This is a genomic window from Nitrosomonas sp., from assembly GCF_024282095.1.
Taxonomy (GTDB): Bacteria; Pseudomonadota; Gammaproteobacteria; order Burkholderiales; family Nitrosomonadaceae; genus Nitrosomonas.
The window spans coordinates 41,614-67,792 of record NZ_JAMWZS010000003.1; the positions used below are offsets into that span (position 1 = coordinate 41,614).

At 47.2% G+C, this 26,179-nt stretch carries 19 protein-coding genes; 12 read left to right on the top strand and 7 right to left on the bottom strand.

Translation table 11 applies throughout. The annotated features are described in order from the left end of the window. Positions 1-7: 7 nt before the first annotated feature. The 4 genes from Q0K92_RS01720 to Q0K92_RS01735 all read right to left on the bottom strand — a co-directional run bounded on the left by Q0K92_RS01720 (position 8) and on the right by Q0K92_RS01735 (position 7,156). Complete coding sequence (locus Q0K92_RS01720) at positions 8-5,611, bottom strand: calcium-binding protein (protein ID WP_297324080.1); 5,604 nt, start codon at positions 5,609-5,611, stop codon at positions 8-10. Between the two features lie 12 nt (positions 5,612-5,623). Beyond that, positions 5,624-5,971 carry a hypothetical protein gene (locus Q0K92_RS01725; protein ID WP_297324081.1) on the bottom strand — a complete coding sequence of 116 codons (348 nt, stop codon included), beginning with the start codon at positions 5,969-5,971 and terminating at the stop codon, positions 5,624-5,626. 123 nt (positions 5,972-6,094) lie between these two features. Next, positions 6,095-6,448 (bottom strand): hypothetical protein, encoded by a 354-nt coding sequence (locus tag Q0K92_RS01730; protein WP_297324082.1) that lies wholly within the window; start codon positions 6,446-6,448, stop codon positions 6,095-6,097. A gap of 300 nt (positions 6,449-6,748) precedes the next feature. Next, positions 6,749-7,156, bottom strand: coding sequence for a hypothetical protein (locus Q0K92_RS01735; protein WP_297324083.1), 408 nt, complete (start codon positions 7,154-7,156; stop codon positions 6,749-6,751). A gap of 421 nt (positions 7,157-7,577) precedes the next feature. On the opposite strand from Q0K92_RS01735, the gene sdhC reads away from it, so the two are divergent. From sdhC to Q0K92_RS01765, 6 genes are all read left to right on the top strand, one after another. Then, positions 7,578-7,967, top strand: coding sequence for a succinate dehydrogenase, cytochrome b556 subunit (gene sdhC, locus Q0K92_RS01740; protein ID WP_297324084.1), 390 nt, complete (start codon positions 7,578-7,580; stop codon positions 7,965-7,967). Continuing rightward, positions 7,961-8,314, top strand: a complete 354-nt coding sequence (sdhD, locus tag Q0K92_RS01745; RefSeq protein ID WP_297324085.1) for a succinate dehydrogenase, hydrophobic membrane anchor protein — start codon at positions 7,961-7,963, stop codon at positions 8,312-8,314. Before sdhC ends, sdhD begins: the two co-directional genes overlap by 7 nt. 1 nt (position 8,315) lies before the next feature. Beyond that, a complete protein-coding gene (gene sdhA, locus Q0K92_RS01750) occupies positions 8,316-10,079 on the top strand; it encodes a succinate dehydrogenase flavoprotein subunit (protein ID WP_297324086.1) in 1,764 nt (587 codons plus the stop codon). 77 nt (positions 10,080-10,156) lie between these two features. Further along, on the top strand, positions 10,157-10,840 hold the full coding sequence (locus tag Q0K92_RS01755; protein WP_297324087.1) for a TIGR04211 family SH3 domain-containing protein: 684 nt from the start codon (positions 10,157-10,159) through the stop codon (positions 10,838-10,840). Between the two features lie 358 nt (positions 10,841-11,198). Further along, on the top strand, positions 11,199-14,405 hold the full coding sequence (locus Q0K92_RS01760; RefSeq protein ID WP_297324088.1) for an FG-GAP-like repeat-containing protein: 3,207 nt from the start codon (positions 11,199-11,201) through the stop codon (positions 14,403-14,405). A gap of 360 nt (positions 14,406-14,765) precedes the next feature. After that, entirely contained in the window at positions 14,766-16,730 is a 1,965-nt protein-coding gene (locus Q0K92_RS01765) for a calcium-binding protein (protein ID WP_297324089.1), read from the top strand. 111 nt (positions 16,731-16,841) lie between these two features. Here the strand turns inward: Q0K92_RS01765 and Q0K92_RS01770 are convergent, their stop codons facing one another. Beyond that, positions 16,842-18,095: a hypothetical protein gene (locus tag Q0K92_RS01770; RefSeq protein WP_297324090.1), complete on the bottom strand. Its 1,254-nt coding sequence runs from the start codon at positions 18,093-18,095 to the stop codon at positions 16,842-16,844. Between the two features lie 20 nt (positions 18,096-18,115). Continuing rightward, complete coding sequence (locus Q0K92_RS01775) at positions 18,116-18,565, bottom strand: DUF4124 domain-containing protein (RefSeq protein ID WP_297324091.1); 450 nt, start codon at positions 18,563-18,565, stop codon at positions 18,116-18,118. A 171-nt stretch (positions 18,566-18,736) separates the two neighbouring features. Here Q0K92_RS01775 and guaB point away from each other — a divergent pair, with 171 nt between their 5' ends. The 3 genes from guaB to Q0K92_RS01790 all read left to right on the top strand — a co-directional run bounded on the left by guaB (position 18,737) and on the right by Q0K92_RS01790 (position 22,338). Next, on the top strand, positions 18,737-20,200 hold the full coding sequence (guaB, locus tag Q0K92_RS01780) for an IMP dehydrogenase (protein WP_297324092.1): 1,464 nt from the start codon (positions 18,737-18,739) through the stop codon (positions 20,198-20,200). Between the two features lie 12 nt (positions 20,201-20,212). Continuing rightward, positions 20,213-21,775, top strand: a complete 1,563-nt coding sequence (gene guaA / locus Q0K92_RS01785) for a glutamine-hydrolyzing GMP synthase (protein WP_297324144.1) — start codon at positions 20,213-20,215, stop codon at positions 21,773-21,775. 71 nt (positions 21,776-21,846) lie between these two features. Beyond that, the gene (locus Q0K92_RS01790) at positions 21,847-22,338 is read left to right on the top strand and encodes a CDP-archaeol synthase (protein ID WP_297324093.1); all 492 of its coding nucleotides are present in this window, start codon (positions 21,847-21,849) and stop codon (positions 22,336-22,338) included. Here Q0K92_RS01790 and Q0K92_RS01795 read toward each other — a convergent pair. Beyond that, positions 22,335-23,270: a metallophosphoesterase gene (locus Q0K92_RS01795; protein ID WP_297324094.1), complete on the bottom strand. Its 936-nt coding sequence runs from the start codon at positions 23,268-23,270 to the stop codon at positions 22,335-22,337. The two genes, Q0K92_RS01790 and Q0K92_RS01795, sit on opposite strands and share 4 nt — an antisense overlap. 216 nt (positions 23,271-23,486) lie before the next feature. Between Q0K92_RS01795 and Q0K92_RS01800 the strand changes: the two genes are divergently transcribed. The 3 genes from Q0K92_RS01800 (at position 23,487) to nudB (ending at position 26,178) form a co-directional block, all read left to right on the top strand. Further along, complete coding sequence (locus Q0K92_RS01800) at positions 23,487-23,810, top strand: FmdB family zinc ribbon protein (RefSeq protein ID WP_297324095.1); 324 nt, start codon at positions 23,487-23,489, stop codon at positions 23,808-23,810. Between the two features lie 108 nt (positions 23,811-23,918). Next, entirely contained in the window at positions 23,919-25,700 is a 1,782-nt protein-coding gene (gene aspS / locus Q0K92_RS01805; protein ID WP_297324096.1) for an aspartate--tRNA ligase, read from the top strand. A 19-nt stretch (positions 25,701-25,719) separates the two neighbouring features. Continuing rightward, positions 25,720-26,178: a dihydroneopterin triphosphate diphosphatase gene (gene nudB / locus Q0K92_RS01810; RefSeq protein ID WP_297324097.1), complete on the top strand. Its 459-nt coding sequence runs from the start codon at positions 25,720-25,722 to the stop codon at positions 26,176-26,178. The last annotated feature ends 1 nt before the right edge of the window (position 26,179 follow it).

A 26,179-nucleotide genomic window follows, 5' to 3' on the forward strand; every position in this document is an offset into this window, starting at 1 on the left:
CCGGCGCCTATAATCCACCGTCTAAAATATCATTGCCTGCGTTGCCATACAGGACATCCTGACCATCTCCACCCAGCAAGGTATCATTACCGTCACCACCATACAAATAATCATTACCGCTCAGGCCATTCACAGTGTCATCGGCGGCAAACCCAGTGATATTGTCAGCGCTCGCAGTGCCAGTCAGTATCATCAAAGCCAATGCCGTGCTGTTCCAGTTGGTACCGTCTGCAAACTCAACGGCGTTGAGCATATATTGGTTGCCACTGATAAAGTGATTCTGGATGGTGATGATTTCACCGGTGCCTTGTATGGTCAATCGCAGATCATTACCTGAGCGCGCTGCCAGAACACCGGTTGGATTAATGCCGGCGGCAAAACGCAGCACATCATTGTGATTGGCGCTGGTGTCATAATTGCTGATGGTGGTATTGCCATCTCCGGCTGCGAATAAATAGACGTCATTGCCCGCATCACCCATCAAGGTATCGCCGGCGCCTAATCCGCCATCCAATACGTCATTGCCTGCGTTGCCATACAGGACGTCCTGACCATCTCCACCCAACAGCGTGTCATTGCCGTCGCCACCATACAAATAATCATTACCACCCAAGCCATTCACAGTGTCATCGGTGGCAAACCCAGTGATATTGTCAGCGCCCGCAGTGCCAGTCAGTACCATCAAAGCCAGGTCTGCACTAGTCCAGCTAGTGCCGTCTGCAAACTCAACGGCGTTGAGCATATATTGGTTGCCACTGATAAAGTGATTCTGGATGGTGATGATTTCGCCGGTGCCTTGTATGGTCAACCGCAGATCATTACCTGAGCGCGCTGCCAGAACACCGGTTGGATTAATGCCGGCGGCAAAACGCAGCACATCATTGTGATTGGCGCTGGTGTCATAATTGCTGATGGTGGTATTGCCATCTCCGGCTGCGAATAAATAGACGTCATTGCCCGCATCACCCATCAAGGTATCGCCGGCGCCTAATCCGCCATCCAATACGTCATTGCCTGCGTTGCCATACAGGACGTCCTGACCATCTCCACCCAGCAAGGTATCATTACCGTCACCACCAAAAAGTGTGTCACTATCATTTCCACCATCCAGAGTATCGTTCCCACCCGTACCTTGTAAGTAGTCGTTCCCCAAGCCACCCAACAAAGTGTCATTACCTTCACTGCCATTTAAAGTGTCATTTCCGTCCAGACCACTCATCGTATCGTCTGATGCGAAACCATACAGCGTGTCATTGCCTGCGGTGCCGGTGAGTATCATGGTTTTAAGCGTCGTTGCGTTCCAGCTGGTGCCATCGCTGAATTCGATGGCGTCAAGCACATACGGAGTCGTAGCATCTTGATAAAAATAGCTGATTACTGTGATCTTTTCACCGGTATTTTTTAGCGTGAGAAATAGATTGCCGGTATCGCGGGTAACTGCGATGTCCGCAGGATTGATTCCCGCCATAAACCGTAATACATCAGGAGATGCACTGCTGGTTTCATTGTTATTGATGCTGGTATTCCCATCTCCGGCCGCAAAAAGATAAGTATCGCTGCCATCATCGCCCGCTAGGTAGTTTACTCCAGCACCTCCACGTAACGTATCATCACCGGCGCCGCCAAAGAGCATGTCATTACCGTCTCCACCATCCAATGTATCGTTTCCACCTGTGCCATATAAGGAATCATTGCCGGCGCCACCCAGTAAGGTATCGTTACCTTCTCCACCATTTAACGCATCATCGCCACCCAATCCGCTCATCGTGTCGTCTGATGCGAAACCATACAGGGTGTCATTGCCTGCAGTTCCAGTGAGTATCATAGTTTTAAGCGTCGTTGCATTCCAGCTGGTGCCATCGCTGAATTCAATGGTGTCAAGCACATACGGAGTCGTAGCGTCTTGATAAAAATAGCTGACTACTGTGATCTTTTCACCGGTATTTTTTAGCGTGAGAAATAAATTGCTGGTATCGCGGGTAACTGTGATATCCGCAGGATTGATTCCTGCCATAAACCGTAATACATCAGGAGATGCACCGCTGGTCTCATTGTTATTGATGCTGGTATTCCCATCACCGGCCGCAAAAAGGTAAGTATCGCTGCCATCATCGCCCGCTAGGTAGTTTACTCCAGCACCTCCGCGCAACGTATCATCACCGATACCGCCAAAGAGCGTGTCGTTGCCATTACCACCTTCCAATGTATCATTTCCACCAGTACCATTTAACGTGTCGTTACCATCATTGCCGCTTAGCGTATCGTTTCCGCCAGCACCGGATAGGGTATCATCACCGCTTAAGCCGTCAATATTGTCATCCGATTCAAAACCAGTAAGAATGTCGTTACCTGCTGTGGCTTGTATGACCATTTGTTTGATTATTGCATCATTCCAAAGGGTGCCATCGCTAAATTCAATACTATCCAATGCATAAATACTGCCGCCACTTTCATAAAAATAATTGCCAACGTTGATTATTTTGCCGGTACTTTTTATCGTCAAAAGCAGATTGTTGGAATCGCGCCGTGCGGCTACATCAACAGGGTTTATACCTGCCATAAAGCTTAGTACATCGTGGCTACTTGGGAGGGTGTCGCTATTATTGATGGAAATATTTCCATCGTTAACAGCATACATATAAGTGTCGCTACCATTATCGCCTCTCAGATGGTCATTTTCGCCTCCGCCTCCACGCAGCACATCGTCGCCATCACCCCCCATCAACAATTCCCGACCTTTTCCGCCATAAAGGAAATCATTTCCGCTACTACCGTACAACGTATCATTACCCGCGCCACCATTGAGAATATCGTTGCCGGTGTAGCCATTTAATGTAGTATTTCCAGATACACTAAAAACAATCTCATCGGCCGTGCCTCGCTCAATAACGCTGACACCGAGATCTCGAAGAATCTCAGCAGCTTGTGTGCCGGCAACGCCTTCATCTATCCAGTTTCGCAATGTATTTAGGCCGGTCCAACCGTTTTCTTGCAATAAATGTCCGACGTATTTGTTTAATTCGATTAAGTCAGCCACGGCAGCTGCAGGATCGGTAACCTTCAGATCATCCAATAATGAATTCAATACAGAGAAATTCATGAAAACTTGCGATGCTGCGTCTGCATCCAGTGTTATTTCATTCAGATAATGTGCAAGGCGTGTTTGTAAAACCAGACTACCATAGACGGATTCTTTGAGCGTTTCATGGCTCTGCTGCATAAATTCAATTTGCTGGGTTGATAGCGAGACGAATACCCTTTTTGAATTGGCAACATTCGGCACGGGAACCACCATATTCTGAAAACCATTGCCCAGCGTTACCCGGTCTGTACCGACTGCTACCAACGGTGAACCGTTAAAGCGCTCAAGCACACTGATCAGCCCGGTTATTTCCTGCTGTTGCTGTTGCAACATTTCATATGACGCGCGTTTCTCAGGGGTTAAGGCATTCAGGATACTCATGTCTGAAGTATTCCAGTACCCCATATGCTGGTCATAATTCGACCATGATTCATTGGGTGATAGGTATAGTAAAAAATATCCTTTCCCAGTTGCTTGCTCAACACTGGTTTTCATCGTCGAAGTTTGTGCCCAGGCAGTTAGCAGGTCATCCAATTGTGCTTTCTGGTCTGCATAAGTGGTTTGATTAACAAAGTTTGTCAAAGCACTGGCTACCGCAGGCGATAAACTTGCGGCCTCGCGTAGGTCACGTACAAACCCGGAACCTTGGGTATCGGGCAGACTAAGTGCCTGTTCCGTAAGCGGTAGGGTGTCGGTAAATTCGCGGAAGAATGGATTATTGGCCAGATCGAGATTGCCGGTTTGCCCTGTACCGTCGACTGTCAAATGTGCCGCTGCTGCGGTCTGTACGTTGCCATTGCCGAGATTGACGTTCTGGTTGGTGGCATTCAGTTTAATACTGATTATTCCCAACTGCGGTAATGAAAACAACTCGTTGGAGGTAGACACACCATTCTGATTTAAATCGCGCCACACTCGCACATGCGCAAATTCGCTATCATTTTGATCAAACAGCCGATCTGCATTGGAGTCCAGATCCGATAATGCATCAAAACCATTGCTTGCGCGGCTGCCATCGGATTTGATGGTATCAACACCAAACAACTCACGACCTGAGTCGATTGTGCCATTGTTATTACGATCCAGCACTAAAAAACCGTCATCGCTTTTGACCCAGCCCGTACCCGTTTTAATGCCGTCGCTGTCGTGATCAAACAGAATGACCGGGTTGTTGATGCCGATGGTTTCGATACCGTCATTATCCAAATCCAGCACTAACGGATCTGTGCGTGGCGGTGTCCAATTTTTGAATTGCAGGAAGAAATTGTTAACAGTGTTCGATATCTCAGCAAGTTCGCCGATATTTTGCAGCAACAAATCACCAAGGCGATTGATTGCCCAGGCATAATCATCCCTCAGATCCTGCAAAAAAAGCGCCATATCGAAACTTGAAATGTTCATATACAAATCTTCGAAAAGCTTCTCCTCGGTCAATCCACCGAAATAACCGCCTGCAAGCCCGGCTGCCCCGGTGATTAACATACCGGTTCCTATGCCGACATTCAGGCCGGGCACAAGCAAAAGCCCAGCCGTAAGCGCAGCGCCATACCCCACCGCAATGCCGCCCGCCAAACTACCGGCGTGGACTGCCAAAATGGCGCCGGCCTCAGTTGATTTGCCACTGTTATACGCTTGTTGTGCTTGCGCGATAGCGAGCGCTGTTCCCAGAATGTCTCCGATCCATCCCGCTTTATTCAGTAAACCTTCGTACTTAACATACTGCGTCATATCGTTATAACTGAAACGCATGCTTTCCAATGATGCCAGGCGAGTTATCTCAGTTCCTGCCGGAATATCCTTGGCGGGCAGCCCCAACGTTTTCCCCAAATAACTATTGGTGTCAACATATAATTTGCCTGCCGCATCCTTGCCGATGCGCATATCGGCCAAATCCGCTTTGGATGTCGAACCAATCAATTTGATGAGTTCGGCTTTTGCCATGCTTTCGCCACTTAGCAGCTTGTCCGCACGGTACCGATCTTGCCAGTCTTTAAGATCGACGCCATTAACTTTCTGTCCGGATAGCAACGCTTTGCTCAATAGCGCTGGAATCTCGGTCTCTGCAGCCACGCTACCGATAGGGGCAGAAGGCATAATCAAACGAAAATCCCCGGTATGACCATCTACCAATCGCGCTGACGCAGTGTCCCAGAAGCTGGTGTTGTTGATGCGTGCATCATTTACATCAGTGCCTGCATATAGAGCTTTAAAATTCAATCCTTCACGGTTGGCGGCAGCTCGAAGTTCAGCCCTAAAATTATCAGAATTAAGAAATTTACCTACTTGTGTATCTGCAATCGTTTTAACAGCAGAATCATTGGACAGTGATTCTGCAATATCTTTTGCTTTAAATTCTTTTTCGCCGTTTGAGTTAGTGTCTTTTCCTACACCTCCACTCCATAGTAGCAAGGTTGAATTCCCTGTATTGACATCAACAGAATCTGCTAGTGCTCTAAGCTCATTGATCGACATCGGATTGCCTGCAGTACTCCGGGCAGCTATTTCATTGAGTGCTGATTGTGTGTCCATTTTTTACAAGTCCTATATATTAGGAGAGAAAGTAACAATCAAATTTTTGACAAATTCGCGAGAGGAAGCAAAACCATAAGCATCCAGGGCTTCTGTGATCAATTCATGCAATCTTGATTTGTCTTGCTTAATATGTGGTGGCGCATAAATTTCTAAAACTTGCCACTCAATTTCATCTCCATCTTTTAACTGTTTCATTTTCTGATAAGCTGAAAAATTGACGCTCTCACCTTCAAAAATAAGATTAAATTTAAAATAAGAATCTGAGCCCGGTCCGCCTACCTTTTTTAAAACAATATTCCGCTCTCGATCAATAGTTTGCCACTCATGGTTTTCCAATCTTTCATTCACAAATCCCATTGCAAGCGCTCCTATAAGTCATTGTTTAAAAATAAAACTTGTTTCTGTGCCTCTACTCTAGCAACAAGATCGAATTTCTAGTGCTAGATTTAGTGCATCGGATGCATTCATTCCTTAAAACTCCTATGCAGTGGGGGAAAAAGTAACTGTCAAATTTTTGACATTTCTTCGTGAAGCTGCAAAACCAAATGCATCGAGAGCTTCTGCAATCAGACTGTGTAATCTTAATTTGTCTTGTTTAATATGCGATGGCGCATAAATTGCTAAAACTTGCCACTCGATGTCGTAGCCCTTTTCTTTTTCTAAATTAATCATTTTATAATTAGCTGAAAAATTGACGCTTTCTCCTGCGATATTTAAATTAAAATCAAAAGGTTCTTGCGGCGTTCCACCTCCTGTACGCTTGAGAACAATATTTCTTTTCCGATCAATAGTTTGCCACTCATGGTTTTCTAATCGCTCATTCACAAACCCCATTGCAAGTGCTCCTATCAGTAATTGTTTGCAAATAAAACTTGTTTCTGTGCCTCTACTCTAGGGAAGCGCTGGTTTATTCGATTTTCAAGAATTTTTAACGCTCAAGTCATTGATTATAATGATGGCATAGTCTAAGAAAGCGAATTAATCAGCACTTCCCTAGAAACAAGATCGAATTTCCAGTGCTAGCATCGACAGAGTTCGCTAGTACCCGCAGTTCGCTGACTGACATCGGGTTGCCCATAGTATTTCGGGTAGTAATTTCATTCAGTGCATCGGATGCATTCATTATTTAGGCTTCTATACACTAGGGGGAAAAGTAACGGTTAAACTTTTGACATTTTCTCGTGAAGACGCAAAACCATATGCATCCAGGGCTTCTGCGATCAATCCATGCAGTTTTGATTTGTCTTGTTTCACATGAGGTGGCGCATAAATTTCTAAAACTTGCCACTCAATGTCGTAACCTTTTTCGCGTCCTAATGAAATTACTTTTCTATGAGATGAGAAATTGATACTTTCTCCTGCAAAGGCTAAATTGAATTTATGAGGGTGATTTTCTGGCCCTGGTCCACTTACCTTCTTTAAAACTATACCTCGTTCTCGATCTATAGTCTGACAGTCATAATTTTCCATTCTCTCATTCACAAACCCCATTGCAAGTGCTCCTATAAGTAATTGTTTACAAATAAAGCCTATTTCAGACAAATCTGCTGTGAAATACTGTGTTATCCCAGAATTTGGATTTTTTTCTGATATTTAATATCTTCGATGTGTGCTAGGAAGGTGATATTCTAGTTACTTTGATAGTTGTGACAATTGTACTTTGGTATTAGTACGTTAGTACTGGGTGTGCAATAGCCCATCGAGGCTGAAATCAAGATTTGAGAGCATATGGGTGGGGTAATCAGATGAAAACCACAAGCAATTTTTATCGATTTTAAAGGCTTGATGGTTTGTAACCGGGTTGCTTATTTTTTCATTTCAGAAAGAAATATAGCGAGTACGAATTGCTTGTGCAATCGAGTTTTGGCTTGTATCGAGCTACATAACAGACTAAACTTGATCCTAATATTCAGCGTGTCAATTGAATTTTGGCAACAATATTTTCTACTTTAAAATCTCCCGCATGGAAGCGAAATTACACCATAAACGCCCCAAGCATCTGAATTTGTTCAAGATCAGGCAGCCTTTGCCGGCTGTGGTTTCAATTCTGCACCGCATCAGCGGTGTGTTGCTGTTTTTTCCGGGCATTCCTTTATTGCTGTGTAGTTTACAAATGCTGTTGCAATCACAACACAGCTTTGAAGTGCTGCAGGACTATCTGCGCCATCCAATGATTAAGCTGATGTTGTTGCTCCCGCTATGGTTTTTCTTGCACCACCTGTGCGCGGGCATCCGTCATCTGTTGCTGGATTTGCATATCGGTGTTGCGCTGACGCAAGCGCGTGCCAGCAGTAAACTGGTATTCGTTGCCGGGCTCATGTTAACTGCGTTGGCAGGATTGATGCTATGGTAAGGCAATCCAGACGTGTGGTAACGGGGGCGCACTACGGCTTGAAGGATTGGCTGGCACAGCGGGTGACAGCCGTTTTGATGACGCTTTATCTCATCGTGCTGGTGGGTGTTTTATGCGTTGCTGCACCGCAGGATTACGCGGCATGGAAGGAAATATTCGACCACCAGTGGATGCGCATAGCGACTTTTGTATTTTTCATGTGCATGTTTTGGCATGCATGGGTCGGAGTGCGTAATGTGTTGATGGATTATGTGCATGCCACGGCGCTGCGCCTGACCATGCAAATTGCGGTGATTACTGCCTTGCTGTTTTATTGGGTGTGGACTGCGGAAATACTGTGGAGTTGATGTGGCGCTAACCAAAAGAAAATTCGATGTGGTCATTGTCGGTGCGGGCGGTGCGGGAATGCGCGCGGCGTTGCAATTATCCGAGGCGGGATTGAAAGTGGCGGTATTGTCCAAGGTATTCCCCACGCGCTCGCATACCGTCTCGGCACAAGGAGGCATCGCCGCAGCATTGGGTAATGTGACCGAAGACAATTGGCACTGGCACATGTATGACACGGTGAAAGGCTCCGATTATCTGGGTGACCAGGATGCGATTGAATTCATGTGCCGCCATGCCAACGAAGTGGTGTATGAGCTGGAGCATTTCGGCATGCCGTTCGATCGTCTGGACAATGGCAAAATATATCAACGCCCGTTTGGCGGGCAGTCGCAAAATTTTGGCGGTGCGCAGGCGACACGTTCTTGTGCGGCGGCCGATCGTACCGGCCATGCATTATTACATACGCTGTATCAGCGCAATGTCAGTGCCAATACGCAGTTTTTTGTTGAATGGATGGCGTTGGATCTGATTCGTGATGAGCAAGGCGATGTCTTGGGTGTTACCGCATTGGAAATGGAGACCGGTGAGGTTTCGATTTTACAGGCACGGGCCACGCTATTTGCTACCGGTGGCGGCGGGCGGATTTTTCAGGCCAGCACCAATGCGCTAATCAATACCGGCGATGGTTTGGGGATTGCTGCGCGTGCAGGGATTCCGTTGGAAGACATGGAATTTTGGCAATTTCATCCGACCGGTGTGTACGGTGTCGGCGTTCTGATCAGTGAGGCCGTACGCGGTGAGGGCGGTTATTTGCTGAACAAGGACGGCGAGCGCTTCATGGAACGTTACGCACCCAACGCCAAAGATCTGGCCAGCCGCGACGTGGTTTCACGTGCGATGACGACCGAGATTAAGGACGGGCGTGGTTGCGGCGAGGAAAGTGATCATTTGATGCTGAAATTGGATCATCTGGGCGCTGAAATCATCAAAACCCGTTTGCCGGGAATTCGTGAACTGGCGATCAAATTTGCGCATGTCGATCCTATTAGTGGACCGATTCCGGTGGTGCCCACTGCACATTACATGATGGGTGGCATTCCCACCAATTACTTCGGTCAAGTGGTGGCACCGTACAAAACCGGTCCGGAAGAAATCGTGTCCGGTTTTTATGCGGTAGGGGAGTGTGCTTGTGTATCCGTACATGGTGCCAATCGTTTGGGCACCAATTCATTGCTCGATCTGGTGGTGTTTGGGCGCGCCGCAGCCATGCAGATCATCGAGGATTTGAAAACCCACCCGCATCATAAACCATTGCCGGAAAGCGCAGCCGACAAAACATTGGCACGTTTGACTCGCTTGGAAAACCAGAAGGATGGTGAAAATGTCGCGCAGGTGAATGCGGCTTTGGCCAAAACCATGCAGACCTACTGTGGCGTTTTTCGTTTTGAAGACATGCTGCAGCAGGGCGTGAAAAAAATTCTTGAAGTGGGCGAACGAATTGGCCAGACAGAAATTAACGATAAAAGCCAAGTATTCAATACCGCACGGATTGAAGCGCTGGAATTGGATAACTTGAAAGAAGTCGCTACCGCCACCATGATTTCCGCCGAAGCCCGGCGTGAAAGCCGCGGTGCGCATGCGCGCAATGATTACCCCGAACGGGATGATGTCAAATGGTTGAAACATACCTTATATTTTAGTGAAAACAACCGGTTGGATTACAAGCCGGTACGGTTAAAGCCGATCACAGTGGAATCTTTTCCACCCAAAGCTAGAACCTACTAGGATCAACGGCTCGTTGTCAGTTTGAACCTGGTTGGATGCTATGGGTTATTTAATTCTTGAATCTAAAACCTGAAACTATGAAAACGTATAAACATATCACCTTGTTGGTCCTGCTCATCTACTGCGCTTTGTATTCTGTGTTGGTTGCTGCGGAGACACGCTATGTATCCGATCAATTGGAAGTCACTTTGCGCCGAGGCCCGACCCTCAGCCATGCCGTGCTTAGGATGCTGAAAAGTGGCACCGCCCTGGAAGTTCTGGAAAATGATGCAGAGAGTGGGCATACACGGGTCAAGACGCATGGCGGTGTCGAAGGCTGGGTGCTGAGCCGCTATCTGAGTGTCGAGCCAACTGCAAGGATGCAATTGGAAAAAATGATCAAGGAATTCAATCATATCGATAACACCGATAGTTCTGTGCTGGCGCAGTTAAAGACCATAAAAAGTGAATATGAAAGCGCTCATCGACGTGTCGCACAACTTGAAAGTGAAAATAAGCAACTCGAAGAACAACTGGCTTCAATCAAACATACCGCAGCGAATGTATTGTCCATCGACAAGGAAAATAAAAAATTTCGCCAGAAGCTGGCTGCATCTGAAGAGCATTTGAACTCATTACAAATTGAAAACAGTGAATTGCACAGTAGCAAAAATAGAGATTGGTTTTTCGCTGGTGCTGCTGTTTTAGTGGGCGGATTATTGTTGGGCTTGATTCTTCCCCGACTGGCCCAGAGGAAAACTTCCCGGTATGGTAGTTTTTGATCTTTTCGGATTTAATTTCCCTATTCGATTGGAGAGAACGGGTTTAAAACCGGCAGACTGGAAAGCATAGCGCAAATAACCTGCGATTCTCTAATTGAACCTCCATCGAGATACCACTAGCAGCTTTGGATGACTCCATTTGTTATCCCGAGTGAAGTGAGGAATTTCTGAAAATCAGCAGCATTGATAGGGCATGCGGTTCTCTAAGGAAATGCTTAGATCGAAGTAAGTGTTTGCTTATATACTTATTAGAGCATAACAGCCTAGCATGCAAGCTTTGAGCTGCTGAACCTTTGTAGCAGAGAATGACAGTGTACAGCTGAACATTCAATTTCTGTATTGATCATGGAGTAATGATATGGCTGATCCTGTTTTTAATTATGTTGCCACCAATCCGTTTGGCTTGAATGACGTAGGCTTTGGTGCCTCTCCCGATCTGGTTGATATTGATGGCGATGGCGATTTGGACGCTTTCGTGGGTAATCTGTATGGTGATACGTCATTTTTTAAGAATACGGGAACAGCCAACAATCCAATTTTTGCCGCTGCGATTATAAATCCGTTTGGCTTAAATAACACCGGGGGTGATAATCCAATTTTTGTTGATATTGATGGTGATAGCGATCTGGATGCTTTGATAGGCAGAGGCGATGGCGTCATATTATTTTATAAAAATACCGGTACAGCGGCTAATCCGGCTTTTGCTGCCGCTGTTATCAATCCATTCGGCTTGAGTGATGTCGGGTATGGTGCTGATCCCACATTTGTCGATATCGACGGTGATGGCGACTTGGATGCCTTTGTGGGTGATTATTATGGCAATACCCAATTTTTCAGGAATACCGGAACAGTTAACAGTCCAATCTTTGCTGCTGCCGTTACCAACCCGTTTGGATTGAGTGATGCGGGCGGGTATGCCAGTCCTACCTTTGCCGATATCGACGACGATGGCGATTTAGATGTTTTCGTGGGTAATGGTCATTATGATGGTAGTAGCGGCATGGTATTCTTTAGAAACATCGGGACAACTAACAATCCGACATTTTACCGCGATAGCAATAATCCATTTGGTCTGAGTAATGCAGGCAACTACACGAATCCTATCTTTGCCGATATCGATGACGATAGCGATTTAGACGTATTTGTAGGTAATAGTAGTGGCAACACGCTGTTTTTTCAAAACACCGGCATAGGCAACAGTTCGCATTTCTCCTGGGATGGTGCGTTCGGTTTGAATAATGCAGTTGAATATACCGACTTTACGTTTGTTGATATCGACGGTGATGGTGATTTAGATGCTTTTGCAGGTAATCGTAACTATTATTACTATGCAGGTTATGATGCAGGCGGTGATACGCTGTTTTTTGAAAATACTGGAACAGTCAGTAACCCGGTGTTTGCCGCTGCTAGTACGAATCCGTTTGGTTTGGATAATGTGGGTAGTTTTTCCAGCCCCACCTTTGTCGATATCGATGGCGATGACGATATGGATGTCTTTCTGGGCGATGAAGCCGGCAATATGCGCTTTTTTGAAAATACTGGGACAATCAGCAACCCGGTATTTGCCGCTGCCGCCACTAACCCGTTTGGCTTGAGTACTGCGGGTAATTTTGCCAATCCTACATTTGCCGATATCGACAATGATGGCGATCAGGATGCTTTTGTAAATAATATATTCTTTCAAAACACGGGAACAGCGAGCAATCCGGTGTTTGCCGCATCTCAAGCCAATCCATTCGGCTTAACGGGTTCTGATTTCGCCTTTGTAGATTTCGACCGTGATGGCGATTTGGATGCCTTTGCTAATCATACTCAATTTTTTAGGAACACCGGCACCGCCAGTAATCCGGCGTTTTCTTATGCGGGCGGCAGTCCTTCTGGCTTGCCGGGAAATATTTATCGTGGCAGCATCACCAGTCAAGCCTTCGCGGATATTGACGGCGATGGCGATTTGGATGCCTACGTGAGTGGTACTTATTCGTATGGCGGTATCTCGGCCTGGGAGGGATTCCTCACTAACAACAATGCACTGAATGTCGCGAATCTCACTGTTCCTGAAACCTATACTAAAAACACGCCACTCAATCTGACCGATATTGTCATCAGCGATCCGGACAGTGCGAATGTAACTGCGACGTTGAAGTTGTCAAATGTGGCGGCGGGCAGTTTAAGCACGGGAACATCAGGTGCTGTGACATCCACTTTTAGCGCCGGTACCGGCACATGGACAGCCAGCGGTGCGTTGGCCAACGTGAATGCGTTGTTAGCGGGTGTGGTTTTCACGCCTGCTGCGAATTTCGCGGGTGCTTTCACGATCAACACCAGCATTTCAGATGATGTGGCAGCACCGCTTCTCGGTAGCAAAAATTTTAGCGTATTGCTGGTCAGTACACCAGGAAACACTGTGTTGACGGGCACAACGTTTGACAGTGATACCCTGACCTATGCTTCCGCCACTGGCCCGATAACCGTTTCATTGAATATCAATACGCAGCAAAACACAGTCGGTGTGGGATTGGACACCATCACCAAGGTTGAGAATCTGATCGGCAGCCCTTTCGCTGACAACTTAACCGGTAACTCAGCCAATAATATCCTGGAAGGCAAGGGCGGTAACGATACGTTGATCGGCTGGTCCGGCGCGGATACCATGATCGGTGGGCCAGGCAATGACACTTATTTCGTTGAAAATCCCAAAGATGTTGTGCTTGAAAAACTCGGCGAAGGCACGGATACCGTTAGCAGCCGGTTGACTTACACACTACCCGCCAATGTGGAAAATCTGATACTGACCGGTACAGCGGGGGTCAATGGCACAGGCAATGACCTGAACAACGTCATCACCGGCAACAATGCCGCCAATCAACTCAATGGCGATGCCGGCAATGATACGCTCAATGGCGGAGCCGGAAATGACACCCTGATCGGCTGGTCCGGCGCGGATACGATGGCGGGAGGATCGGGGAATGACACTTATTTGGTTGAGAATGCGGGCGATATCGTTACTGAAAAACTTAACGAGGGCACGGATACGGTCAGCAGTCGATTGACTTACACGCTACCTGTCAATGTGGAAAATCTTACGTTGACCGGCACATCCGCGGTGAATGGCACAGGTAATGGTCAAGCGAATGTGATCACTGGCAATTTAGCTGCCAATCAGTTAAATGGATTGGCGGGTAACGATACGCTCAACGGTGGCGGCGGCAATGATATGTTGAATGGCGGTGCAGGCACCAACACGTTAACCGGCGGAACAGGCAGCGATATTTTTCGGTTTGCCACGGTCGTCCACATTGATGCGATCACTGACTATAGCGTAGCCAATGACACCATTCAGCTTGAGAATGCGGTATTTACTGCGTTAACGGCAACCGGCACATTGGCTGCCGGGCAGTTCAGAATCGGTACCAAAGCGTTGGATGCGAATGATCACGTTATCTATAACAATGCGGCGGGTGCGCTGTTATATGATGCGGATGGCAATGGCGCGGGTGCTGCGGTGCAAATTGCTACCGTTGGCACGGGACTAGCCATGACCAATGCGGAGTTTGTGGTGATTTAGATGGTTAGCGGGTCAGAAAGCATGAGAGGGCGTTTGGTGGATGCGAGTTAAATCTTTTTTAAATATCAGTGTCATGCCTGCATATCGGTGATTATGGGTTTGCTTGAGTTATATCAACAAACTGATAGTCGTTAGTCGTTAGAATGGTTAGCGGTCCGAGAAAAACTCAGTATAAACGTCAAACTGGTGAATATTACGAATTAGAATGATGGGTAATGTCATGCTGAATTTTTATCATCAAGTGTGTCCTCGTTTATTGCCATCAATGCATTGGTGAAATAGTTTCATCGACACGTACAACTGGCAGTGAATGACGAGAATCCTGTATGAAATCCTCATTTATGTGGAGTAATCAATCGCATGTCAAATCCTGAATTTACCTTAACCGCTACCAATCCGTTTGGTTTGAGTGATGTGGGCATTCTAGCTACACCTACTTTTGTGGATATCGATGACGATGGCGATTTAGACGCTTTCGTGGGTGAAGTATATGGCAATACGTTGTTTTATAGAAATACGGGAACAGCCAATAATCCGGTGTTTGTAGCTGCCATCACCAATCCGATGGGTTTGAGTAATGCCGGTTTCTATACTGATCCCGAATTTGTGGATATTGATGGCGATGGAGATTTGGACGCTTTTATCGGTAATTCTGATGGTAATACTCTGTTTTATAGGAATACGGGAACAGTCGCCAATCCGGCGTTTGCCGTCGCCGTCACTAATCCGTTTGGTTTGAGCGATGTGGGTTCCCAAGCCAGCTCCGCTTTTGCCGATGGTGATGGTGATGGTGATTTAGACGCTTTCGTGGGTAATTTGAATGGCAACATCTTGTTTTTTAGGAACACGGGGACAGTCAACAATCCGGTATTTGCTGCTGCCGTCACCAATCCGTTTGGTCTGAGTGATGTAGGTTTTCAGGCGAGTCCCAGCTTCATTGATGGTGATGGTGATGGTGATGGTGATGCTTTTGTGGGTAATTTGGACGGCAATATCTTGTTTTTTAGGAACACGGGAACCATCAACAATCCGGTGTTCGCTGCAGCCAGCATCAATCCGTTAGGTTTAACGGATGTGGGTGCCAATGCGAATCCGACTTTCGCTGACCTGGATGGTGATGGCGATCTGGATGTTTTTGTCGGCGAGAAGCTGGGTAATGCCGTATTCTTTTTGAACGACCCCTCGGCTGTGTTCCTGTTGAGTACAGCAGGAAACGATGCTTTGACCGGCACAGTCTCTCTCCATGATACTACCAGCTATATTTCTGCCGCAGCTTCGGTCAATGTTTCTCTCGCAATCACTACGCAACAAAATACCGGTGGCGCTGGATTGGATACCTTGATCAACATCGAAAATTTAAGTGGTAGCAATTTCAACGATAGTTTCATCGGTAATTTTAAGAGTAATGTCCTGAACGGTAGAAGCGGTAACGATGCGCTCGATGGCAAAGATGCCGCGGATACGATGATTGGTGGATTGGGTAATGATACGTTTGTAGTTAACAATGCGGGCGATGTCGTTATCGAATACAGCAATGAGGGTATCGACAAGATCAGCAGCAGCATGACTTATACGCTTCCATTGAATGTGGAAGATCTGACACTAACAGGCGCAGCGGCTATTAACGGCATAGGTAATGATCTGAGCAATAGGTTGATCGGTAATACGGCTGCCAATCAATTGAACGGTGGTGATGGTGACGACACACTCAATGGTATAACGGGTGCGGATACTATGATCGGCGGACTGGGATTCGATAGCTATGTGGTTGACAATGTGGGTGACACTATTATCGAGAATCCGGGCGCAGGTACCGATAAGGTCAGCAGCAGTGTCACTTACACGTTATCCGCCAATGTAGAGAATCTCACATTGACAGGTACAATAGCGATTAATGGCACGGGTAATGCGCAAGCGAATAGCATTACGGGAAATGGCGTCAACAATCAGTTAAATGGCGGAGCGGGTAACGATATTCTGAATGGCGGCACGGGTACCAATACACTAACAGGTGGAGCCAATGCGGATATTTTTCGTTTTACTACGATCAATCACACTGACACGATCACCGATTACAGCGTGGCTGAAGATACTATTCAGTTTGAAAATTCTGTATTTACCGCGTTAACGACGTCTGGCACATTGGCTGCTGATCAATTCAGAATCGGCACAAAAGCATTGGATACGAATGATTTCATCATATATAACGATGCGACGGGTATATTGTTATACGATGCGGATGGAAGTAATGCCGGGGTTGCGAAGCAAGTGGCTATCGTTGGTGTTGGATTGAACATGACGAATGCGGATATTGTAGTGATCTAGCGGGTCGTTGAAAAATGCATTGCCTGCGGTGCTAAAAAACAGGCTCAAATGTTTATTTATCAAGCATAAACTATGCTTTTCAACAGCCTGTTAGTCAGGGAAGTTAGTTGTTTAAAGCGTGTGAGCAGGCAAATTAGAATCCGATGAATCAGGAAAAAATTTTTCTTTACGCCTCTGTTCATTAAAGTAGAGCGATTCGTTGGGTTCAAGCCGATACCCCAGATCTTGAATTTGCACCCAGATATCAGGAAATTTTCCCAGCCGTTTAAAGCGGCGAGCATTTTTCTTGAAACCCGATTTGTTATTCAATGCGTATAGCAGTTCAAATAATAACAACCATCCTGAGATATCAAACTTATTGGTTGCTAATTGTTTCTGCAGGAATTGAATAGCAGCTTCAGAATTGTCCTGCTTGATCAGCAAACGGGCTTCGGATGCCATGTCACTGGATGATGTCTCAGGTGAGTTTTGCATGGGATCGGCGCTATGGCGGTTTTGATCCAGAAATAACACCTGGTATTGATGCGGATTGGAAATTCCAGGTGGTAATGATGCTTCGCGAGGCTGTGTCAGTCTTTCCTGAATCCTGCGGTAGTTGCGCAATATTAGGATGACGATCAGTACCATCAATAAAATTCCCAAAACAAATACACTATCGAATCTGAATGGGTTTTCCCACGAAGTATCACTGGATTCTGCTGGCGATATCGGATCTTCAAAGCGTTCAGTAGGTTGTAGGCTGATTTCTTGGAATCCGCCTGAATTGGCGATCTGTGACTCGCTTGATTGCTGAGTTTTCATTGCATATAGAGATTGAATTTCAGCGATTCGTGATGCAAGAGATGCGGTGTGTTGAGTCAATGCAGTAAGATCGTGCGTTTCTTTCTGCGCAATTTGTTCGAGTTGTGAGATCAATTGCAAGAATAAGTGATTGCTATTTAAGTTGGAGATCACTGCAGTGGGCGTTATTGGGGATTTGCTTTGTGCCTCGTTGTTGGCGGTAATTGCGCGCCGTTTTTTGACGGTCGGTGCAGAATATGCATGAATCGTTCTTAAATCAGGAATATGAATGACGGTGCCGGCAGGTAGTGGCTGATAAGTGCCGGCAGGAAAGTGCTCAGGATTTATACGAATGACTGCCCGAATGAATGTGTCGCGAGTGGTGGAATCCTTAGGAAACATCAGGCGCGCGATCTGTAAGATATTTTCGCCGGGCAGAAGCTCCCATTGCATTGTCCGGTTTGTTGCTTTTTTATGGACAGCGTTATCCTGTCCCGAATATGCAGCAGCTGTTTCAGCGACAACCGAAGCGCTTGCCAGGGAAAATATGGCAACCAGTATTAATTTGCTGATCAATGCAACCATCTAGTCTTTAAGTAATTAATTTATTTGCAGAATGCCGCAACTGCCTTGTTGGCTTCAGCAATTTTCTTCTGACGAACATCATCATCCACATAAGCGATGCCGCCACTGCCGTCAGGCACGGTCAAACGGGGTGAATCAGTATATAATCTAACCTGCCCTTGGGCGTCAATACATTTCTTTTTATTCTCTTCTGCTTTCGCTAGTTGTTTGGTTTCTTCCTCTTTTCTCTGTTCTTGGCGTTTGTTGAATTCAAGCCGCTCATCAGCCGGGTTTTGGGATTTGCTGGTCTCATTATTTGCAGGTGCGAGCACCGGTTTGATATTCAACCGTTGCCCTTCCTTGGCAGCACCCGGCGGAGGAGGCAGGTCGGTGTATTGTGTTTTGCCATTTTCATCAACCCATTTATAAATCTGGGCGCTGGCTGTTACACTGAATAGCAATATGAGTCCTGTAAATACAAAATTTTTCATCGCATACTCCTGAGAATGAATGATTTGAACTACATCGGACATGTATTTATGTAACTTGAAGATTTGCCACATTACATCACAATTACCGGAGATATGTTGTATTCTTAGCTAAATTGGAGCGAAATTTGCGGTCGCTTTGGCTATAATGTCACTTTGTACAGGATTGTTATTATGCAGTTGATTCAAAAAGCACTCACCTTCGATGATGTTCTTTTAATTCCGGCTCATTCGACCGTTTTGCCGCGTGATGTCAGTTTGGCGACAAAATTAACCCGTACCATTGCACTGAATATTCCACTGATATCGGCTGCCATGGATACCGTTACCGAGGCACCACTGGCCATCGCCCTGGCGCAAGAAGGCGGTATCGGAATTATTCATAAAAATATGTCGATTGATGCGCAGGCAGCGCATGTGGCGCAAGTCAAACGCTTTGAAAGCGGGGTAGTGAAGGATCCCATTACCATCCACCAGAATATGACGGTGCGCGAAGTGCTTGAGCTGATTCGCCGCTACAAAATTTCCGGATTACCGGTAGTGAACGGCAAGAAAGTTGTCGGTATTGTAACCAACCGGGATCTGCGTTTTGAAACGAATCTGGATCAAGCCATTAAACACATTATGACGCCGAAAAGCCGATTGGTGACGGTCAAAGCGGAAACTTCGCGCGATGAAGTATTGGCATTGCTGCATAAACACCGTCTGGAGCGTTTGCTGGTTATCAATGATCAATTCGAATTATGTGGACTCATCACCGTTAAAGATATTATCAAAACTTCAGAATATCCACTGGCCAGCAAAGATGAACAGGAGCGTTTGCGTGTCGGTGCGGCGATTGGTGTCGGAGAGGGTAGTGAAGAACGTGCCATTGCGCTGGCTGAGGCTGGCGTTGATGTGATTGTGGTCGATACTGCGCATGGTCACTCGCAGAGTGTTCTGGATCGCATTGCCTGGGTCAAAAAGAATCTGCCGTCAGTGCAGGTGATTGGCGGCAATGTTGCCACCGCAGCGGCTGCCAGAGCGATGGTGGACAATGGTGTGGACGCGGTAAAAATCGGCATCGGTCCCGGCTCCATCTGTACCACGCGCATTGTCGCCGGCGTCGGTATTCCGCAAGTAACCGCTATCCACAATGTATCGGAAGCATTAAAAGGCAGTGGTGTGCCCACCATTGCCGATGGCGGCATTCGCTATTCAGGCGATATTGCCAAGGCGCTAGCAGCCGGCGCGGATACGGTGATGTTGGGAGGATTGTTTGCCGGAACCGCAGAGGCGCCAGGGGAAATCGAATTGTTTCAGGGCCGTTCCTATAAAAGCTATCGCGGCATGGGTTCGCTGTCGGCGATGCAACAAGGATCCAGCGATCGCTATTTTCAGGAAAAAGAACAGAAGAATAATGACAAACTGGTGCCTGAAGGGGTGGAGGGCCGTGTGCCTTTCAAAGGCAGTATTTCCGCGGTCATTCATCAACTAATGGGGGGCGTGCGCTCAAGTATGGGTTATCTGGGTTGTGGAACAATTGCGCAGATGCATGAGAAAGCGGAATTTGTTGAAATTACATCCGCGGGTATTCGTGAATCTCACGTACACGATGTGCAGATTACCAAGGAAGCGCCTAACTATCATGTCAAGTAAACAGTAATGCCAATGCATCAAAAAATTCTTATTCTGGATTTTGGTTCCCAGTACACGCAACTGATTGCCCGGCGTGTTCGTGAAACGAATGTTTACTGCGAATTACATCCGTATGATGTCACCCCGGAATTTATCAAAGCATTTGCCCCCAAAGGCATCATACTTTCCGGCGGTCCCGCATCGGTCACCGAAGATGAGACGCCACGTGCGCCGCAGATCGTTTTTGAACTCAATGTGCCGGTGCTTGGCATTTGCTATGGTATGCAAACCATGGCGGCACAATTGGGCGGTACGGTTGAAAATGCGCTGGTGCGCGAATTCGGCTATGCAGAAATCCAAACGACGCAAGATGGTGCATTATTTCAGCAAGTTAAGGACCGCACCAATGCAGCCGGAAACAACATTCTGGATGTGTGGATGAGTCATGGCGATGCAGTAGTGGCGCTGCCTGCCGGATTTCAGGTGATGGCACAGAATGCCGCGACACCGATTGCCGCCATGGCGGACGATACACGGCGGTTTTATGGCATTCAGTTTCACCCCGAAGTTACCCACACGCTGCAAGGCAAAGCGATTATCGACCGGTTTGTGCATGACATTTGCGACATTGGACATGACTGGAATATGCCGAATTATGTCGATGAAGCCATCGGCAAGATTCGTGCAGCCGTCGGCAACGATCAGGTGATCCTGGGTTTATCGGGCGGCGTGGATTCCTCGGTAGCAGCTGCATTGATTCACCGCGCTATTGGTGACCAACTCACGTGTGTATTTGTGGACAATGGTCTGCTGCGCGCCAACGAGGCTAAGCAGGTGATGGAAACTTTTGCCAGCAATCTGGCGGTTAAAGTGATTCATATTGATGCCAGCCGCGATTTTTACCGCAACCTCAAAGGCATTGTCGATCCTGAAACCAAACGACGGGTGATCGGACGTGAATTCGTGGAGGTATTTCAGCGCGAATCGGTAAAAATCAAAGATGCCAGATGGCTTGCGCAAGGTACTATTTACCCCGATGTGATTGAATCTGCCGGTGGTAAAACCAAAAAAGCCCATACCATCAAATCCCATCATAATGTCGGCGGATTGCCGGAAACACTACACCTCAAATTACTCGAGCCGCTACGTGAGCTATTTAAGGATGAAGTGCGCGAATTGGGATTGGCGCTCGGCTTGCCGCGCGAAATGATATTCCGTCACCCATTCCCCGGACCGGGGCTGGGCGTGCGCATTCTGGGCGAAGTCAAATATGAATATGCCGAATTACTCAGGCAGGCAGACCAAATCTTTATCGAAGAATTACAACATTCCGGTTGGTACGACAAAACCTCGCAGGCATTTGCGGTTTTTTTGCCGGTCAAATCCGTAGGCGTGATGGGGGACGGACGCACCTATGAATACGTCATCGCCCTTAGAGCCGTGCAAACTCAGGATTTCATGACCGCCAACTGGGCGGAATTGCCGTACTCACTATTAAGTAAGGTTTCCAATCGCATCATCAACGAAATTCGCGGTATCAACCGCGTGGTCTACGATATCTCCGGGAAGCCACCGGCAACGATTGAGTGGGAGTGATTTATAAGTGGGAACAGGGCATCAACCCGGAGCCAATGAAATAACCGTTGTTTTTACCTTTGGTGCATCCAATGGAAGAATTACAACAAGAAATGATTTTGTTGTTTTGGTTGATGGGAGTAAATGGCGCGCCCATTTTGCTGGCGAAGTTTGCTGGCAAGCGGTTCGATTATCCGATTGACTGCAATCAATTATTTTTCGATGGGCGACCCATCCTGGGCGCATCGAAAACCTTCCGTGGTTTCATAGCTGCGCTTGCAATATCGGTTCTGATCGGCAATATCCTGGCGCTGCCATTGCTGACAAGCTTGCTGTTCGGCGCGCTATCGATGGCAGGCGATATGATTTCAAGTTTTATCAAGCGACGCTTGGGGTTACGGTCCAGCGCTATGGCACTGGGTCTGGATCAAATCCCGGAATCTCTGTTTCCGCTGGTGGGATGCCAAGTGTTGCTGGGAATCAATGCCGAGCAGATTTTTTCGATTGTGCTGGCATTCTTTTTTATAGAATTGATTCTTTCACGGATTTTGTTCTGGCTGAAAATCCGCAAAACCCCGTACTAAACTTGCAGCAAATGATGGATAGTGACTTCGGGCGGACAATTGAATCGCACGTTGACAATGGACGTGCCGGCGCCTACCGAGGTATAGCCCTGCATGTGCTGATAGCGCCACTTTCCGGCTCCCATATAACGCGGACATTTGGAGTCCAACGTCAACGGAATGCCGCCGGGCAGGCAAATCTGGCCGCCGTGCGTGTGACCGCACAGCATCACATCAAAATCAGCGTGTGCCGCCAGACGATAAATTTCCGGTGTATGCGAAAGCAATAGCGAGACAGCATCCGGCGGGATATGTTGAGCTGCTTTCTCAAGATTATCCACGCGAAAATAGTGAGGATCGTCAACGCCTGCCAGGAAAATCCGCGCACCCTCTCTTTCCAACGCAGTGGCCTCATTCATCAGCATGATGACACCCATGGATTCCAACGCCGGCAGCATGCGCACCGAGTCATGATTTCCCAGAATCCCGTAGACAGGCTGTTTCAACATCAGTACAAGCCGCTGCATACCAGCTACCGCACCTTCAATCTCGCCAAAGGTGCGGGCACGATAATCTCCCGTCAGCACACAGATATCATAGTGCAGATCAGCAACCGTTTGAATCAGAGCATTTAAATTGCGCTCATCCATATCGACGTGCAGATCGGTGAGATGCAAGATCTTGAAATCATGAAATGCCTTCGGCAGATGCGGCAAATGAATCGGATTTTTCTTCACTTGCAAGTTACGCGCATTGCGCTGTCCGCGCTCATACATGCCGACTAATTGGATGGCATACCGAACCAGCGCATGCGCCGAGTACCAGTTCTCCGGATGAAAAAAATTCAACCCCCGGCCAAATACATGGTGCCCTCGTTCAGCTTCAATACCAAGCCGTTGCCGGGCATGCACCCGGCCCAAGCGTGTTGCTAGTTGTTGTTCGATGTTATCCATATTGGCCCGGTTATTTTGTGGTTGAAATTCATAACATTCGCTGAAAAACTTCCCTGCGCAATTGGTTGAGGCATGTCTATGATATTTTGATGGCGTTCGCGTAGCAAAACATTCTACCAATACCACATCAGCATACCTTGCCATATTAAGTTCTTAAAAGAAAGCCGGTTCAGGTATAATTCCCGATTTCTCAATATTGGATTGTTGGAGGTCTCTATGCCAATTTATGAATATCTTTGCAATTCATGCGGTGCCGAGAAAGAACACTTGCAAAAGATTAGCGATGCACCCATTACTGTTTGTCCTGTTTGCGGCAGCAGTAACTATACCAAGTTGATATCCGCTGCAGGATTTCAACTGAAAGGCAGCGGGTGGTATGTTACCGACTTCAAGAATAACAAAGCAAAACAGACGGATACCAAGCCAGCTGCCAAAGCAAGTACAGAAAGCGCAGAGAGTGCGCAGTCGGCAGCACCTGTTGCTGCGGATACAACTGCAAGTAAAGAAAGCAAACCGACTTCTACTGCAGCGGCTGATTAATTGCTAGCCCGCGATGTGATCGACTCAACAAATTTTTATCGCAACAACATTGCGGTATAACAAAGAAAAAATCATCAATCCCACCACTTCAGACTATTGAACAGAACTATGCGTACAAATTACTGTGGCGCCATTAATGCCGGATATCTTGATCAAACCGTTACACTTTTTGGCTGGGTGCACCGGCGCAGGGATCACGGTGGCGTGATATTCATTGATTTGCGTGACCGTGAAGGCTTGGTACAGATCGTTTGCGATCCTGACAATGTGGAAACATTTCAAACGGCAGAAAAAATACGCAATGAATTTGTACTGAAAATTAGCGGCAAAGTAAGGAGACGTCCTGAAGGAACCATTAATGCGTCTTTATTCAGCGGTGAGATTGAGATTCTGGTGGCAGACATTGACGTGTTAAATGCCTCATTAACGCCACCTTTCCTGATGGATGATGACAATATCAGCGAAGTGGTGCGATTGGAACATCGCTATCTCGATTTGCGGCGTCCGGCGATGCAATCCAATCTGCGCTTGCGCCATAAGGTTGCCATGGCGGTGCGCGTGTTTCTTGATCAACATGGATTCCTGGATATTGAAACACCGATGTTGACCAAATCCACGCCGGAAGGTGCACGGGATTATCTGGTGCCGTCACGGGTCAACGCCGGTCATTTTTTTGCGTTGCCGCAATCGCCGCAATTGTTCAAGCAGCTTTTGATGGTGTCCGGGTTTGATCGTTATTATCAGATCACCCGCTGTTTCCGCGATGAAGATCTGCGTGCGGACCGGCAACCGGAATTTACCCAAATCGATATTGAGACCTCTTTTCTGTCGGCGAACGAAATTATGTCACTGATGGAAGAAATGATTCGCGGCCTGTTTAAAACCGTGAGTAATGTGGATTTGCCCAATCCATTCCCGCGTTTGACGTACGCTGAGGCGATGTTCAAATACGGTTCGGACAAGCCGGATTTGCGCGTTCCACTGGAATTTACAGAATTGACCGACATCATGAAAGATGTGACTTTCAAGGTATTCCGTGAAGCGGCGGAGAAGCCGGACGGCCGCGTGGCGGCGTTATGTGTGCCGAAAGGCGGGGAATTGTCGCGCAAGGAGATTGATGACTATACCAATTTTGTCGCGATTTACGGCGCCAAAGGCTTGGCGTATATCAAAGTCAATAATCTGGCCGATGGCGTGGAAGGATTGCAATCGCCGATTCTGAAATTCCTGCCGGAAGAAACGATTAAAACCATTCTTGCCCGTACCAACGCAAAGAATGGTGATTTGATATTCTTTGGTGCGGATAAAGCCAAAATCGTCAATGAATCTCTGGGTGCTTTGCGTATCAAAATCGGCCACCAGCACGGTCACGCCGAATCCGGCTGGAAACCGTTATGGGTGGTTGATTTCCCAATGTTTGAGCGCGATGAGGAAGAAAATCGCTGGCAGGCGCTGCATCACCCCTTTACTTCACCCGCCGATGGGCATGAGGATAGGTTGGAAACAGATCCGGGTAATGCCATCTCCAAAGCCTATGATATGGTTCTGAATGGCTCAGAAATTGGCGGAGGGTCGGTGCGGATTCATCGTCAGGATATTCAATCCAAAGTATTCCGTGCGTTAAATATTTCAGAGCAGGAAGCGCAAGAGAAGTTTGGTTTTCTGTTAGAAGCATTGCAATATGGTGCGCCGCCGCATGGTGGCATTGCGTTCGGCCTGGATCGTATTTTGACCATGATGACCGGTTCGGAATCAATTCGTGACGTGATCGCTTTCCCTAAAACACAACGTGCGCAATGCCTGTTGACCCATGCACCCAGCACGGTGGATGAAAAGCAATTAAGAGAATTGAATATTCGCCTGCGTCAAACTGAAACCAAACCGAGTTGATAGATAGCTGGTTGTTCTGATGTACAAAATACCGGTTTCTGTTCTGGTTGTGATTCATACTACGGATTTGCAGGTATTATTATTGGAGCGAGCTGATCACCCGGGTTACTGGCAATCGGTGACGGGCAGCCAGAATCCAGGTGAAACGCTGTATCAGACCGCAGTACGCGAAGTTTCTGAAGAGACCGGCCTAAACGCTGCCGATTATGCACTGACCGATTGGCACATTGAGAACCAATACGAAATATATGAAGAATGGCGCTGGCGTTATGCGCCTGATGTGAGATTCAATACCGAGCATGTCTTTGGATTATGTTTGCCGGGCGTAACGCCGGTAAGAGTCGCTGCAAGAGAACATCTCAATCACATTTGGCTGCCGTGGCAGCAAGCGGCTGAAAAGGTATTCTCAAGCAGTAATGCAGGAGCCATTCTTGATTTGCCTGCACGGCACAGCCTGACTCAATCTGACCAGCAATAAT